At 66.4% G+C, this 15270-nt stretch carries 14 protein-coding genes; 2 read left to right on the forward strand and 12 right to left on the reverse strand.

The annotated features are described in order from the left end of the window. Nucleotides 1-53 precede the first annotated feature (53 nt). The 4 genes from M3I53_RS15510 to M3I53_RS15525 are packed head-to-tail and all read right to left on the reverse strand — an operon-like array spanning nucleotide 54 to nucleotide 3548. Nucleotides 54-1511 carry a YfcC family protein gene (locus M3I53_RS15510; RefSeq protein ID WP_254316799.1) on the reverse strand — a complete coding sequence of 486 codons (1458 nt, stop codon included), beginning with the start codon at nucleotides 1509-1511 and terminating at the stop codon, nucleotides 54-56. A gap of 20 nt (nucleotides 1512-1531) precedes the next feature. Then, the gene (locus M3I53_RS15515) at nucleotides 1532-2302 is read right to left on the reverse strand and encodes an IclR family transcriptional regulator (protein WP_254316800.1); all 771 of its coding nucleotides are present in this window, start codon (nucleotides 2300-2302) and stop codon (nucleotides 1532-1534) included. Nucleotides 2303-2310: 8 nt separating this feature from the next. Next, nucleotides 2311-3198 carry an N-formylglutamate amidohydrolase gene (locus M3I53_RS15520; protein ID WP_309249524.1) on the reverse strand — a complete coding sequence of 296 codons (888 nt, stop codon included), beginning with the start codon at nucleotides 3196-3198 and terminating at the stop codon, nucleotides 2311-2313. A gap of 26 nt (nucleotides 3199-3224) precedes the next feature. Then, nucleotides 3225-3548 carry a hypothetical protein gene (locus tag M3I53_RS15525; protein WP_254316801.1) on the reverse strand — a complete coding sequence of 108 codons (324 nt, stop codon included), beginning with the start codon at nucleotides 3546-3548 and terminating at the stop codon, nucleotides 3225-3227. A gap of 92 nt (nucleotides 3549-3640) precedes the next feature. Here M3I53_RS15525 and M3I53_RS15530 point away from each other — a divergent pair, with 92 nt between their 5' ends. Then, nucleotides 3641-4741 (forward strand): porin, encoded by a 1101-nt coding sequence (locus M3I53_RS15530; protein ID WP_254316802.1) that lies wholly within the window; start codon nucleotides 3641-3643, stop codon nucleotides 4739-4741. 16 nt (nucleotides 4742-4757) lie between these two features. Here M3I53_RS15530 and M3I53_RS15535 read toward each other — a convergent pair whose 3' ends face one another. From M3I53_RS15535 to M3I53_RS15565, 7 genes are all read right to left on the reverse strand, one after another. Then, nucleotides 4758-5996, reverse strand: a complete 1239-nt coding sequence (locus tag M3I53_RS15535) for a PepSY domain-containing protein (protein ID WP_254316803.1) — start codon at nucleotides 5994-5996, stop codon at nucleotides 4758-4760. Nucleotides 5997-6255: 259 nt separating this feature from the next. Continuing rightward, nucleotides 6256-6405 carry a hypothetical protein gene (locus M3I53_RS15540; RefSeq protein ID WP_165822772.1) on the reverse strand — a complete coding sequence of 50 codons (150 nt, stop codon included), beginning with the start codon at nucleotides 6403-6405 and terminating at the stop codon, nucleotides 6256-6258. Between the two features lie 116 nt (nucleotides 6406-6521). After that, nucleotides 6522-7109, reverse strand: coding sequence for an NTP transferase domain-containing protein (locus M3I53_RS15545; protein WP_254316804.1), 588 nt, complete (start codon nucleotides 7107-7109; stop codon nucleotides 6522-6524). Between the two features lie 161 nt (nucleotides 7110-7270). Continuing rightward, a complete protein-coding gene (locus tag M3I53_RS15550) occupies nucleotides 7271-9502 on the reverse strand; it encodes a xanthine dehydrogenase family protein molybdopterin-binding subunit (protein WP_254316805.1) in 2232 nt (743 codons plus the stop codon). After that, nucleotides 9499-10515: a xanthine dehydrogenase family protein subunit M gene (locus M3I53_RS15555; RefSeq protein WP_254316806.1), complete on the reverse strand. Its 1017-nt coding sequence runs from the start codon at nucleotides 10513-10515 to the stop codon at nucleotides 9499-9501. The genes M3I53_RS15550 and M3I53_RS15555 overlap by 4 nt, the downstream gene beginning before the upstream one ends. A 16-nt stretch (nucleotides 10516-10531) precedes the next feature. Next, nucleotides 10532-11248, reverse strand: a complete 717-nt coding sequence (locus M3I53_RS15560; RefSeq protein ID WP_254316807.1) for a (2Fe-2S)-binding protein — start codon at nucleotides 11246-11248, stop codon at nucleotides 10532-10534. Between the two features lie 512 nt (nucleotides 11249-11760). After that, nucleotides 11761-12729: a LysR family transcriptional regulator gene (locus M3I53_RS15565; protein ID WP_254316808.1), complete on the reverse strand. Its 969-nt coding sequence runs from the start codon at nucleotides 12727-12729 to the stop codon at nucleotides 11761-11763. Nucleotides 12730-12800: 71 nt separating this feature from the next. On the opposite strand from M3I53_RS15565, the gene M3I53_RS15570 reads away from it, so the two are divergent. Beyond that, nucleotides 12801-13880, forward strand: a complete 1080-nt coding sequence (locus M3I53_RS15570; protein WP_254316809.1) for a zinc-binding dehydrogenase — start codon at nucleotides 12801-12803, stop codon at nucleotides 13878-13880. A 75-nt stretch (nucleotides 13881-13955) separates the two neighbouring features. On the opposite strand, the gene M3I53_RS15575 is transcribed toward M3I53_RS15570, so the two are convergent. Further along, complete coding sequence (locus M3I53_RS15575) at nucleotides 13956-15251, reverse strand: aspartate carbamoyltransferase (RefSeq protein ID WP_254316810.1); 1296 nt, start codon at nucleotides 15249-15251, stop codon at nucleotides 13956-13958. Nucleotides 15252-15270 lie beyond the last annotated feature (19 nt).

Raw genomic sequence — 15270 nt, forward strand, 5'->3', positions numbered from 1 at the left:
CGAAAGCGATTGACGGGCGGCTTCGGCCGCCCGTTTGCTTTTGCGGCCGCGCTTCAATATCCCGTGAGCACCGCAAGCGCAAGGGTCGCCGAAGACAGCACGAGCAGCACGAGAAAGAGCGGCAGAATGAAACGTATCCACTCGCCAAAGCCCACGCGCGCCGTGGCGAGATACGCGAGCAGCATGCCGGAAGTCGGCGTGACCATGTTCGTGAGGCCGCCGCCCAGCACGAATGCAAGCACCGAGGTCTGGCCGCTCACGCCCGAAAGCTGTGCGATAGGCCCGATGATCGGCATGCTCACCGCGGCCTTGCCCGACACCGAGGGAATGAACACGTCGAGCAGCATCTGCACGGCCATGAGCCCGTTGGCGACCCAGACGCTAGAGCGCCCGTGCGCGAGGCGCGTGAAGTAATCGATCAGCGTGTCGAGCACGAAGCTGTTCTGGAGGATCAATTCGACGGATGCCGCAAGCCCGATCAAGAGACCCGCGAGCACCATGCCCTTCATGCCGTCGACGAAGGCCTCGGACGCGCTGCGCGAATCGAGCCGCCCCACGAGCGCGGTCACGATGCTGATCGCCACATAGAACGCGGAAAGCTCGACGTTGCCCCACTTCAGTTCGCGCGTGCCGAACACGAGTGCGGCGGCTGCAGCGGCGAGGATGACGAGCGTCGCCTTGTGGCGGCGCGAGAGCGGCGTGGGCGCATGCAGCGCCTCGACGGCGGCCTCCCGCCGATAGCCGCTGCGGCGCACATAGAGCAGGAGATACGCGACGCCGATCGTCAGGAACACCACGAACACGCCAAGCCGCAACGCCAGCCCGCTGAAGAGCGGCACACCGACGATAGGCTGCGCAACCGCGAGCGACAGCGGATTCGTGACCGAGGCGATATAGCCGATCTTCGCCGCAATCGCGACGAGCGCCACCGCGAACAAGTTCGAGAGGCCGAGCCGCTTCGCGAGCAGCATCACCATCGGGATGATGACCAGGTACTCCGAAATGAATCCGAGCATGGTGCTGCCAAGCCCGATCAGGATCATGAGCAGCGGCGCGAGCACGTAGACGTTGCCGGCGGTAAGCTGGAGCAGGCGGTCGATGCCGGCGTCCACTACGCCCGTGCGTTTCATGACGCCGAACATGCCGCCCACGAACATCACCATGACGATGAGCGGCGCGTTCTTGATGAGCCCGTTCGGAATGGCGACGAACACCGAGACGAGGCTCGCGGGCGCCGCACGGTCCGGCGTGCTTTTCGTGACTGCCGGCGCGACGAGCGTAGCGAGTTCGCTGCTTTTCGGCACCACGTGGTAGGTGCCCGGAACCACGAGCTTGTCGTGGCGCTCGAAGCGGCCCGCGTCGACGAACCAGGTCATCGCCAAGGCGGCGGCGAGCACCCAGAGCATCATGATGACAGGGTGCAGCATCTTGCCGTGCGGCCTCGGTTCCTCTTTCGCGCCTTCTGCGGGCGGCGTGTCTTCACGCGGGGAGGAGGGCGGAGCGGTGATCATAAGGAATCCTCCATGCGCGCTCAGGCGGAAAGCGCCGCGGCGCGTGCGCCCGCATAGCCGAGTTCGGCGGAGATCGCATCGGCGCAGGCCTGCAGGCGTTCGAGGTAGTCGGGAATCTCGGCGCGGCCAATGCGCATTTCCGGCCCCGAAATGGCGACGGCCGCCACCGTCGCGCCCGACATATCGCGCACCGGCGCGGAAATCGCCACCGCACCCGCCGTCACTTCGCCGAGGCTCACGGCGTAGCCCTTGCGCGCGATCGCATCGAGTTCTTCGACGAGCGCGATGAGGTCAGGCGCCTCGGGCATTTTCTTCATTCGCGCGAGATAGTCGGTGCGCACGGCAGCAGGTGCGAACGCGAGCAACACCTTGCCCGAAGCGCCGTGGTTAATCGACCGGCGGTTGCCCACCGCGCCTACGGCGCGCACCTGGTGCGTGGTCTCGCAACGCGCGACGCAAACCGTCTCGAGCCCCTCGCGCACGCGCAGCACGATCGTTTCGTTGATGGCCTGGTTGAGCGCAAGCATGTGGCGCGAGGCCGAGCGTACGAGCGTGTTTTGCTGCGTGGCCGCCACGCCTAACACGAAGGCTTGGGGACCGAGCGCGTAGGTTGAGTTTTGTGCGTCTTGCGCGACATAGCGGTGCAACTCCAGCGTGCAGAGCATGCGATAGGTGCGCGATTTGTTGATGCCCAGCTGCGTGGACAGTTCCGTTACGCCAAGGCCCGGATGTTCGGCCACATAGCTGAGCAGTTTGAGCGCGTTGTCGACGGCATCGACGATATAGGTCATGGCTTGCCTCACTTTGCGCTGAGTTGCGCGCGCACCCAGTCGGCGAGGGCGTCGGCGAACGCGTCGAGGTCGCGCTTGAGCGTGTCGAAACCCGCATGCTTCGAGCAAGCGGCCTCGTCCATGTAGAGCGCGCGGTTCAGTTCGATCTGAATGCTGTGGCGGTTGCGCGCCGGATCGCTCACGGCGCGCAGCAGGTCGCCGCCCTGGTAAGGCTCGTTGATTTGCACGCGATAGCCGGCCGCCGCAAAGTGATCCGCGACCCATTGGGTGAAGTCCGGATCCGATGTCGTGCCGCGCCGGTCGCTGATGACGAAGTCGGGGCGCGCCTCGCCCGAGTCGACGTTCATTTCGTTGCCGCGCGATTTCATGGAGTGACAGTCCACGTGCCACAGCGCGCCGTGCTGTGCGTAAGCCGCTTCAGCCGCCTGCGCGAGCGCCGCGCGATAGGGGCGGTAGTACGCGTCGATGCGGTGCCGGACTTCATCGACAGAAAGCTTGCGATCGTAGAGCGGCACGCCCGGCAGCGCGTAGCGGCGGATCAGGCCCATGCCGCGACGTGTGTACGGTTCGGGCGCGAGCGGCTCGGGCCAGGGCTCGGCGAGCAGTTCGGCGTCGATGTCGGTAATGGCACGGTTCGGGTCGATGTAGGCGCGCGGAAATCGTGCGCCTATCAGCACGCCGCCGCGCGCGGGCACGCCGGCCCACAGTTCGTCGACGAACGCGTCCCACGAGGTGAGGATCGCCTCGCGCGGCGCGACGGTGCCGAAGTCGTCCGGCAGCGTAAATCCGCTATGCGGCGAATCGAACACGATCGGCAGCGGCGCACCCTGTGCCGCCACGGTGAAACAGTGCGCGTATTCGTCTGCCTGGGGGGAAAGAGGGCTGGTGTTCGTCATCGCTAGTCAGTCACGTGTCGTCTGTTTTAAACAATAAAACAGCGTTTTAGTTCCAAGAGACAGCGTAGCGCGGCGTAGAAATTGGGCCGATTGGGGTTTCCCCTGGAATGGCTTGGTAAAAATGCCGAATTGGACCAGCTGTAAAGGAATACAGCGTTTTTGACGGACGCCGCGACGCCCTGCGTCGTGTCGCGGGTTTTTGACAGCTTCTTGACGGGACGGAAAGCCGGCCCGAATAATAAATAATACGCTGTTTTAAGCAATAAAACAAGCGGGTCAGGCAGACCATCGCCAATGCGGAGCGCAAGCGGGTAGCCGTTGCCTGGCGCCGCGCAGCGAGGTCGTTTCATCAGGAGTGCAAAAGATGGATCGCACCTCGCGGCGCGCATCTGGAGATCAACATCAATTCACGGCACATCGAATGCCAGAAGGAGAAAAACGCATGTTTCAAGCATCCCGGCGCACCCTCGCAGTCGTCATCGGCGGTCTCGGTCTCGCGGCCTCGCACGCCAACGCGCAGTCGAGCGTCACGCTGTACGGCATCGCCGACGGCGGCTTCACCTACACGAGCAACCAGGGCGGCAAGTCGAACTTTCAGGCGACGGCCGGCAGCGAGCAGGGCTCGCGCTGGGGCCTGCTCGGCAGCGAGGATCTGGGCGGCGGCAATCGTGCGATCTTCCGCCTCGAGAACGGCTTCAACCTGCAGACCGGCACCGCGAGCGCGAACGGACGCATCTTCGGCCGCCAGGCGTGGGTGGGCCTCGCGAGCGACCGCTGGGGCTCGCTCACGTTCGGCCGCCAGTACAATGCGGCGCAGGACTCGCTCGAACCGCTGCAGATGGCCGTGGAGACTTCGCAGTACGGTACGCACCCGTTCGACACCGACGACCTGAACAACACGTTCCGCACCGACAACTCCGTCAAGTACGTCACGCCAAAATTCTACGGACTGACGATCAACTCGATGTACGGCTTCAGCAACAACGCAGGCAACTTCGGGACGAACCGTTCATGGAGCGTGGGCGCGAGCTACGCGGGCGGCCCGCTGCAGTTCGGCGCAGCCTATGTGCAGCTCGATCATCCGGCTACGGACACGACCGGCGCGATTCCTTCGGATAACTACTTTACGTTCCTGAAGGGCATTACGCAGCAGCGCATCTGGGGTGCGGGCGGTGTGTACACCTTTGGTAATCTCGGTGTGGGCGCGATGTACACGAACGTCGCATTCGAGCTGACGCCGCAGAGCCAGTACCAGCACTATCAGAACGCGGAACTCAGCCTGCGCTATGCGATTACGCCGTCCATTCATGCGGCGATCGGCGAGACCTGGACGGGCGTGAATGCGAACGGCCAGAAGGATAGCTGGCACTACTGGCAAACGACCAGCGCGCTGCAATACTTCCTCTCGAAGCGCACGGACGTCTATCTCGACCTCATCTATCAGCGCGCAACGAACGCCGTGGCGCAGATCGAAGGGACATCGGGCGCATCGAGCAACGGCAACCAGTTCCTCGCGGTGACGGGCATTCGCCACAAGTTCTGATCGGCTGGCCCGGCGGTCAGTTCGCGGCGCGCTCGCGCGTGACGATCGTGCTGGCCGCCTTCGCCTGCTTCGCCTGCTTCGCGGGCTTGCGCCGTGCACGCGCTTTCTTGAGCCAGATGAGCACGCCGGTCACGCTCAGCATGGCGACGACAACGCCGGTAAAGCTGATGGCGATGCGTCCCGGCAGCCCGGCAATGCGCCCGGAATGCAACGGAAACTGCGCCTGCATGAAGATATCGCCCGCGCTGCCGCGGCCCGGAATCTGCTTGCCGAGCACCTGGCCCGTGCGCGCGTTCAGAATGAGCCAGGCATTGCCGAGGCCCGCGTCGCCGTGATCGTTGCCCGCCTCGAAGTAGCCCACGCCATATACACCGGAGGTGGGCAGCCCGAAGAGTCCGCCCGGCGGCGCCGTGATGCCTTCGCGGCGGCCCATTCCGGCGGCTTCGGCCACGATGCGTTCACGCGCGGCCGTTGCCTCGGCGGGTGTGAGCGCGGGGCCCGGCGCGACGATGCGGAACGGGTCCGGCGCGAGCGTCGAGAACATCGAAACGACGGGGCGCACGATCTGCGCGCCGAGGTTCATCGAAATCGATGTCACGGCCACCACGGTCAGGAGTCCCCAGAGCCACACGCCGCCCGAACGGTGCAGGTCGAACGTCAGCGCATAACCGCCGCGCTTCACGCGAAAGGCGAGCGACTTGCGCCAGCTTTTCGGGCTTGGAAACGCGAGCACGATCGCGATGAAGCCGTCGAGCAGCCATACCATCCCCACCACGCCCATCGTCCATACGCCGAAGTCGATGCCCATCTTCGTCGGCATGAACAGCGTGTAGTGGAGCTGGTAGAGGAAGGGGATCAGGTTCTGGCGCGCAAGCGAAGCCTTGCCCCACATGCGGCGGCCTTGCTCCTCGCCCGTGACGGGATCGAGTGCGACCTGGTTGAAGTCGAGCGTATAGGGCGCCTGGTTCTCGGGGTTCGGGCGCGGCGCGACCTGCGCGATCCAGGTATGGCCGGGCTCGACGGAAAGCGGCATGAAGGTCACGACCGCGTGCGGCTCTGCGGCCTCGAGCCGCCTTGCGAGTTCGAGCGCAGGCAGCGGCGTGCCCGGCGTCGCGCTGCGGAAGAACGTTGGGTTGAGCAGCGCGTCGAGTTCGTGGTCCCACGCGATCACCGCGCCGGTGAGTCCAGCGAGGAACAGGAAGGCTGCAATGCCAAGACCGAACCAGCGATGCAGGCGAACCAGCAGCGGTCTCATGCAAAACCTCGGCTCGCCAGCCGACGCGCGCGGGCGGACGTGATCACGATTGGGCTCACTGCAATCTCCAATACTGCAAATAGGAATCGTTTGCATTCTACGGATCGACCGTCGAAGGCGCAAGCTTTGCGAAAGGTGAGGTTTTGGGGCGGAAGAAGCGCGGAGCGCGCAGAGATGGACGCGGCGCTTGCGAACCGTCGTCGCGAGCGTCGCTACGGCCCTAAGACGCGATGCCCGGCCGGCGCGGCCGGGCGTGCGATCACACGGGGTCTTTGTCCGGCGGCCCCTCGGGCTGCTGCGGTTCGTCGTTGTGATGGCCCGGTGCCGGCGGGGTGAGCGGGTCGCGTTCGGGGTCCCGCGTCGGATCGGCGAGTGGATCGGGAAGCGGATTCGTGTGCGAGCAGATCATCGCGAGGTCCTCTTGCGCTAAAACGTGCGGCCGTGTGGTGCGCGTCACCTATAGCGTAGGCGATCGATTGCATGCCTGGCACTCGCAATTGAACAATCGTGGCGCGCGAGCGCGCATTAAAGCCCGTTGAGGTCAGCGAGCGTGTCGACGTCGCGCAGAATGCCGGGGTCGTCGACTTCGACGCGTGTAAGGGAGTGGGTGCTCAGCAGGGCGCGTGCGCCCGCGTCGCCGTCGAGCGCGACGAGCGCCGCGCGATGCGCGTAGCCGAAGCCCACCGGATGTCCGCGCTGTCCGCGATAGAACGGCGCGACGAGCGATGCACCGCCATCCAGTGTGCGCGCCACGGCTTCGATCGATTCGACGGCAATGCGGGGCATGTCGGCCAGCGCGACGATCCAGCTTTCCGCTTCATGATCGGTTTCCACGCCCGCAGCGAGGCTCGCGCCCATGCCGCGCGCGGCGTCGGGGGCGAACACCACCTCGCAGCCCGCGTCGTTGAGCACATGCGCGAGTGTTTCCGCCCCGGGACGGACAACGGCGATGACCTTGGATACGACGCGCAGCAGCCGTTGCGCGGACTCGCGCGCGACGCACGTGCCTTCAGGGAGGGGAGCGAGGAGCTTGTTGCGCAGTCCGTTGGGATCGAAGCGCGAACCGGTGCCGGCGGCGAGCAACACGCCGGTGGCGAACGAAGCATAGGCCATGGGTGTGATACGCCGGCGAAGGGGGTGAGCAGTGATTGTGCGGCGCAAGCGCGCGTGAGGCAAGCCCCGCGCGCGGCACAGCCCTTGCATTGTCCGGCATTTGCCGACCGCTCATGCACTGTGCCGGTGCAGGGCATGCACGGCGCGACCTGCAATGCCGGTCACGCAAGCGAAGTCATCTGCGGGACGACCTTGTCGAGCGTGATCGGCAAATCGCGCACGCGCACGCCCGTGGCGTGATACACGGCGTTCGCAATGGCTGCCGGCACGCCGGTGATACCGATCTCGCCGATGCCGCGCACCCCAAGCGGATTGAAGCGCAGATCGGGTTCGCCGACGAACAGCACGTCCAGTTCGCCGATGTCAGCGTTCACAGGCACGTGGTATTCCGCGAGATTGTTGTTCGCGATGCGGCCCATGCGCGTGTCGAGGAGGCCCTCTTCGTGCAGGGCCGTGCCCACGCCCCACACCATGCCGCCCATCAACTGGCTGCGCGCCGTTTTTTCGTTGAGCACGCGTCCGACGTCGTACGCGCCGACGATGTGCGCCACGCGCATCGTGCCGGTATCGGCATCGACATGCACTTCGGCGAACACGGCGCCGAATGAGTGAAACGCATACTGTTGCTTCTCGGCGCCTGGCTTCGTTGCGACCTGCGCCTCGAGCGGCTGGCCCCCTGCGCGTGCGATGACGGCGGCGGCCGGATCGCGTCGAGAGCTGTCGCTGCGGCTCACGATCCAGCCGTCCTGCACGCTCACGTCATCGGCGGCGAGCCCAAAGACGGGCGAGCCGCGATCGGCGCGCGCGAGCGCGATGAGCTTGTCGCGCACGGCCGTGCACGCGGCCTGCACGGCGGGCGAGACACTCGCCGCCGACTGCGAGCCGCCCGAAACCGGCGCGCCCGGCAAGGTCGAATCGCCCAACGCAAAGCGGATGCGGTGGGGCGGGAAGCCGAGCGCGTCGGCGGCCACCTGGGTCATCACCGTGTAGGTGCCGGTGCCGATGTCCTGAGTGCCCGACGCGACCATCGCGTTGCCGTCGGGCAGGATGCGCGCAACGGCGGCGGCTTCGCTGCGATTCGCGGGGTAGGTCGCGCTCGCCATGCCGAGCCCGATGAGCGTGTTGCCGTTGCGCATCGCGCGCGGCGTGGGGATGCGCCGCGACCAGTCGAAGCGTTGCGCGCCCGCCTCGTAACACTGGCGCAGCGCTTTCGACGACCAGGGCTTGCCGTCCTGCGGCTCGCTTTCCGCATAGTTTTTCAGGCGCAGCGCAACCGGGTCCATTTTCAGTTGCCACGCCAGCTCGTCCATGGCCGATTCGAGCGCGAACGAGCCGGTGGTTTCACCGGGCGCGCGCATGAAGGTCGGTGTGCCGACATTCAGGGGTACGACACGATGGCTCGTGCTGCAGTTGGGCACCGCGTACATCACGCGCGCGACGAGGCCGCACATCTCGAGCCAGTCTTCGAACGTGGACGTGTGGGCGAGCGTGTCGTGGCGCAGGCCCGTGAGCGTGCCGTCCGGGCGCGCCGCGAGCGAGAGATGCTGCTCCGTGTGCGGCCGCGAGCCGACCGGCCCGAACATTTGCGGACGCGCGAGCGCGAGCCGCACGGGGCGGCCCGTCTGCTTCGCGGCCATTGCGCACAGGCTCACATGCGACCACGACGAACCCTTGCAGCCGAAGCCGCCGCCGAGGAACGGCGAGATCACGCGCACGTTGTCCGGCGCGATGCCGAACACGGCCGCCACTGCGTCGCGCGCGCCGCTCACGCCCTGGGTGGCGTCGTAGAGCGTGAGGTCCGGGCCGTCCCAGCGGGCCATCGTCGCATGCGGCTCCATCGGGTTGTGGAACTGCGTGGGCGTGGTGTAGACGGCCTCGAAGCGCACCGCACCTTCGTGCAATCCGGCTTCGACATTGCCGCGCGTCGTTTCGACCGGGCGCCCCATTGGGCTGGGCGGCGCGTGCGCGTCGCCTTTCGCGCGATTGAAGTCGAGCGTGGCCTGCGTCGGCGCGTAGGCGATGTTGATGTGACGCGCGGCATCCGTGGCGTGTTCGAGCGTGTCGGCCACCACGACCGCAACGGGCTCGTTGCTGTAGCGCACGACGTTGTCCTGCAGCAGCGTGAGGTGCCGTCCCGCCGGCGGCTTGAGCGGCGAGCGGCCGCCGTTGGGAAGCCGCATCGCGCTCTGGTATGTCATGACCAGCAGCACGCCGGGCATGGACTGCGCGCGGCTCGCGTCGATCGACGCGATCGTGCCGCTCGCGATCGTGCTGGTGACGAGCACGGCATGGGCGAGCCGCGTTTCGGGGAAATCGCTCGCGTAGAGGGCGCCCCCCGTGACCTTGAGCATGCCGTCGATGCGGTCCATCGGTTGTCCGGTCAGCGTGCTCATGCGAAATCTCCGGTGTTGTTGCCTTGCGTGCCGGCGGCGGCGAGCATCGTCGAGCGGACGATCGCGCGTTGCGCGAGTCCGACCTTGAATGCATTGCCGGCGAGCGGTTTTGCCTGCGCGAGTTCCGCCGCAGCGGCCTCGCGCAGCGTCGATTCGCTGAGCGTTTTTCCAGCGAGATGCTGCTCCGCTACGCTCGCGCGCCAGGGCCGATGCGCGACGCCGCCCAGCGCGATGTGCGCCGTGCGAATGCGTTGGCCGTCGAGTTGCAGCGCGCTCGCGACCGAGACGAGCGCGAACGCATAGCTCGCGCGGTCGCGGACCTTGAGGTAGTGCGCGTGCTCGCTGAACAGCGGCGGCGGCAGGTCGATCGCTGTGATCAGTTCACCTGACTGAAGCGTCGTGTCGAGATCGGGCCGGTCGCCGGGCAGGCGATGAAATGACGCGAACGGGATCGTGCGTGCGCCGCCCGGACCGCTCACCTGTACGGTGGCGTCGAGCGCCGCGAGCGCGACGCTCATATCGGATGGATTGACGGCCACGCACTGTGCGCTTGCGCCGAGGATCGCGTGCATGCGGTTGAAGCCGCCGATCGCCGCACAGCCGCTGCCTGGCGCGCGCTTGTTGCACTGGGTGAACGCAGTGTCGTAAAAGTACGGGCAGCGTGTGCGTTGCATGAGATTGCCGCCCACGGTCGCCATGTTGCGCAGTTGCGGCGAAGCGCCGGCGAGCAGCGCCTGCGAGAGCAGCGGGTAGTGCGTGCGCACGAGCGTGTGATTGGCCGCGTCGCTGTTGCGCACGAGCGCGCCGATGCGCAGGCCGCCATTCGGCAGCGTTGCAACTTGACTGAGCGCGTCGATGCGCGTGATGTCGATGAGCGTCACCGCATGCGCGACGCCGCCTTTCATGAGATCGAGCAGATTCGTCCCGCCGCCGATGAACACCGCACCGGGACGCTGGGCGGCGGCAATCGCGCCGTTCACGTCGGTGGCGCGCTGGTACGAGATGGCATCCATTTGTGTGCCTCCGTACTCAGGCGCTTGCCGTGTGCGCGTCGCGCACGGCGGCCACGATGTTGACATACGCGCCGCAGCGGCAGATGTTGCCGCTCATGCGCTCGCGTATTTCGGCATCGCTCAGTTGCGCGGGGCGCGTGCGTACGTCGGACGTGGCGGCGCTCGCTGCGCCTGCCGCGAATTCGCTCAGGCATGCCGTTGCCGAACACAACTGGCCCGGCGTACAGAAGCCGCACTGGAAGGCGTCGTGCTCGATAAAGGCACGCTGCACGGGACTCAACGTGGCCACGCCCGCGAGGCCTTCGACCGTGGTGATGCGCTGGCCTTCGTGCATCACCGCGAGCGTGAGGCAACTGTTGATGCGCCGTCCTTCGACGAGCACCGTGCAGGCGCCGCACTGGCCGCGATCGCAGCCCTTCTTCGTGCCGGTGAGGCCAGCATAGTCGCGCAGCGCATCGAGCAGCGTGACGCGCGGTTCGATATGCAGCGCGTATGCGCGCCCGTTGATGTCGAGCCTGACCGGTTGCGCGGGCGCGGGCGGCGGCGCTTCAGTTGGCGCGCTGGCCGGCGGTGCATTCTGTGCATGCAGATGAGGCGTCGCGCTCAACGCGGCAGCGGCAGCCGCCGATTGCAGGAAGCGGCGGCGCGTGACGTCGGCGGGCGCGCGGGAGGGAGAAGCTTGGGAGGCGTCGTCGCAATCGCACGGCGCATCGAGGGGACGTTCGTTGGACATGGCGATCTGCGGACTCCAGGATGAAGACGGAAGACAAACCGGGACTTCAAGCGCTGGCCGCGCGGAGTTGCGCAGGGCTTCGTCGCGCAGCGGCGCGCCTCTTTTGTGCAGCAATTCCGATGCCGCGGTTGGTTCGACTGGGCACTGCAGAACTGCAAATTGCACTTCTCGAACACGAAAGTAAAGCGCTTACGTGTGAATTTTTCGCTGCATATTGCTAGATGGCGCAACGCGGTCGCATGGCTGACGCCAGCCCGGCGCGAAGCTGGCGCCACGGACAGAAACGCGGTCGCAGAGTCGCAGGTCAGCACGTAGCCGCGCTTGTCGCAAGCGATCTCCCGGGCGAGCCAGCCCCTGTCCGCGTCTGCGCCGATGCACGCGAACAGGCCGCCGCACTCGACATCTTGTTCTCGAGCGACTCGCCGCGCACGATGAGCTCGTGCGAATTCGGCTTCGGGGAGCATGGACAAAAGCGGGCTTTCGCAACGTAGCGCGAACGAATTGCGCACGCGTCAATCGAGAGGATCGCTAACCGTGTCTCCGGTGCTCAGGGCAGCGACGGCGTCGCGTAGCCACACGAGCGCCGGATCGGCGTGATTGCGTGGATGCCATGCCGCATGCATCGAAAAGCCGCGTGCCTCGAACGGCAGCTCGAACAGGTCCACGCGGTCCAGGTAGCGTGCGGCGAGCCGGTAAGGCAACGTCGCCACATAGTCCGTGCGCGTGAGCACCTCGGGCACGAGCGTGAAGTGCTGCACCGAGTGCGCCACGCGGCGGCGTCGGCCCAGCGCTTCGAGATGTTCGTCCATGAAACCGAAGAAGCTCGCGCCGCTGGTCGAAACGAGCACGTGCTCGAGCGCGCAATAGCCGTCCAGGTCGAATGGGGCCGTGCCGCGCGGGTGGCCTTTGCGTTGCGCTACGACGAAGCGTTCGTCGTAGAGCTTCCTGGCCTTGAGCGTTGCGGGCACCTGCTGCGCGGAGCCGAGCAGCAAATCGATTTGGCCGCGCTCGAAGCGCTCCGCGAGCGAACCGGATTCAATCGCGATGAACGCCAGTTGCAGCCCTGGCCCAGCGAGACGCGGCCACTCAATCATCAGCGGCAGGCCGAGCACGGCCACGCACTGATCGCTCGCGGCGACCAAGAAGCGCCGCGTGCCCGTGAGCGGATCGAAGGCGCTCTCGCGGCGCACCACCGTTTCGAGCGTCTTGAGCGCCGCATGCAGCGGCTCCATCAATTCGAGCGCGCGCGCCGTGGGTGTCATGCCGCGGCCATTCGCGGCGGGAATGAGCAACGGGTCGTCGAAGAGCTGGCGCAGCCGCGCGAGCTGCGCAGAAACGGCCGGCTGCGTTAGATTGAGGCGCGCGGCGGCCCTCGTCACGTTCGACTCGCCGAGCATGGCGTCGAGCGACACGAGCAGATTCAGGTCGATGCCAGAGAGATCAATCACGGTAATAGGTGGAATGTCGGCAATTGATTTCAAGAATACGTCTCGCTCGCCTAGAGTTCAATCCGTCGGATCAATCGTCAAATGCCGTTCCACTAGGAGAAGCCATGAAAGCCTGGATGCTCGATCAACCCGGCCAGCCGCTCGCGCTGCGCGACGTGCCGCAACCCGAACCGCGCCGCGGCGCGCTGCTGGTGGGCGTGGAAGCCGTGCCGCTCCTGAGCTATACGCGCCAGTACGTGCAGGGCAAGCTGCCCTACGGCTACCCGCCGGGGCCGTTTTCGCCGGGGACCAACGGCATCGGCCGGGTGCTCGCGGTCGGCGCAGGCGTGTACGGCTATCGCGTGGGTCAGCGCGTGGCGCTGAGCCCCTATTGGGTTGCCGACGAGGCGCTGCGCGAGCCCGCCCAGGCGCTGCTCGGGCTCACGGCGATCAGCCCCGACAGCGGCCCCATGCTCGGCGATTTTCCGCACGGCACGCTTCGAGAGGCGGTCGAGTTTCCGGCCTCGACGGTGTTCGCGCTCGATGGCCTCGATCATGTGCCCTCGGCGCAGCTCGCGGCGCTCGGCAAGCTCGTGGTGCCGTTCGGCGGTCTGCGGCGCGGCCGGCTCGCGGCGGGCGAAACCGTGGTGGTGAACGGTGCGGCCGGCGCGTTCGGCTCGGCGGCCGTGCTCGATGCGCTCGCACTCGGCGCGGGCCGTGTGGTGGCGCTCGGGCGGCGCGCGGCGGCGCTGGCGCCGCTAGCGAAGCTCGGCGGCGCCCGCGTGGTCACCGTCGCGCTCAGCGGCGAGATGGCGCGCGACGTGGAGGCCGTCCGCGCGGCCGCGAACGGCGGCGCTGACCTCGCCTTCGACATGGTGGGCCACGCCACCGATCCGGCCGCCACGCTCGCCGCGCTGCGCAGCCTGCGCCGCAACGGCCGCATGGTGCTGATGGGCAGCATGGAGGTGGAGTTGCCGATCAAGTATGGCGAGATGCTCATCAACAACTGGGAGTTGATGGGCCACTTCATGTACAGCGGTGCGGACTATCGTGCGCTGATCGCGCTCGTGCAGTCCGGGCAACTGCCGCTCGATGCGATCGAAGTCCAGAGTCACCCGTTCGATGCGTTGGAGAGCGCGATCGACGCGGCGGAAAAGGCGGAAGGGCTAACCTGCGTGACCGTGTGCACGTCGCAAGGCGCTTGAGCACGCCATAAACAAATCGGCCCGCAAGCGCGACTTGACGCTTGCGGGCCGATGACGTTGCGAGCGCAACGAGCTTCAGTCGATGCCGTGGAACACGGCGTCGTCCGGGCCGAGGTACGCGGGCGGACGCCACACGGCGTCGCGCATCGAATGCTGCACGAGATTTTCCACGCCCAGTAGCACCGCGAAAATCGCCATGCGCACCGGAATGCCGTTGTCGGTCTGGCGGAAGATCGCGAGGCGCGGATCGTGGTTCAGATCGGTCGAGAGATCGTTGGCGCCTGGGCGGCTGTCGCGCGGCAGCGGGTGCATCACGAGCGTTTCAGCGCTGCAGCACTCGTCCATCAGCGCCTGGTTGATCTGGAATTCTGGCGTGTAGCCTTCGAATGACTCGTCGGCGAAGCGCTCCTTCTGAATGCGCGTGGCGTACACCACATCCGCGCCGCGCAGACCCGCGCGCAGGTCGTGCGTCTGCTCGACCACATGGCCGTTGGTCGAGATCTTGTCGACGATGTAAGCGGGCATTTCGAGTTGCGGGGGCGAGATGAGCGTGAACTTGATGCCGCGATAGAGCGCAAGCAGCTTCACGAGCGAGTGCACCGTGCGGCCGTACTTGAGGTCGCCCACGAGCGCGATATGCGCGCCGTCGACGATCTTGCCGAGGCGCGAGAACTCGCGCTGGATCGTGTAGAGGTCGAGCAGCGCCTGGCTCGGGTGCTCGCCGGGACCGTCGCCGCCATTGATCACGGGGATGTTCACGGCGCGCGCGAATTCGGCCACCGAGCCTTGATCAGGATGCCGAATCACCATCGCGTCCACGTAGCCGGCCATCACGCGGCTCGTGTCGTAGATCGATTCGCCCTTGGCCATCGAGGAGAACGTGAAGCCGGTCGTGTCGCACACCGAACCGCCCAGACGGCAGAACGCGGCGCCGAAGCTCACGCGCGTGCGCGTGCTGGCCTCGAAGAACAGGTTGCCGAGCACCGCGCCTTCGAGCACGCGCGAGATTTTCCGGCGGCGCGCGATGGGCTGCATGATGTCGGCCACGCGGAACAGCGCCTCGACGGAGTCGCGCGAGAACTGTTCCACCGAAAGCAGTTGCGGTTTGCCCTCGAACTGCATCTGGCTTGCGAGCGAACGCGGCGAGTCTACGCTTTGCGTATAGTCCTCGCGCGACTCGCCGTTGCCGACGATTTCCGAAACGAAGCGCTCGACGATCTCCGGCATGGCGCGCGATTCCTGCGACTCCTCTGGCAGCAGCCACGTATCGAGCGCACGGCGCGACACGCCGATGCGGCTCGCAAATGCGTCGCGGGTCATGTTCAGACGCCGCATGGCGTCACGGAGAAAGGCTTGTTGCGGAACGCTCATGCTGGCACCCGTGATTTCT

Origin of the sequence: Paraburkholderia sp. CNPSo 3272 (genome assembly GCF_024206495.1) — a bacterium.
GTDB lineage: Bacteria > Pseudomonadota > Gammaproteobacteria > Burkholderiales > Burkholderiaceae > Paraburkholderia.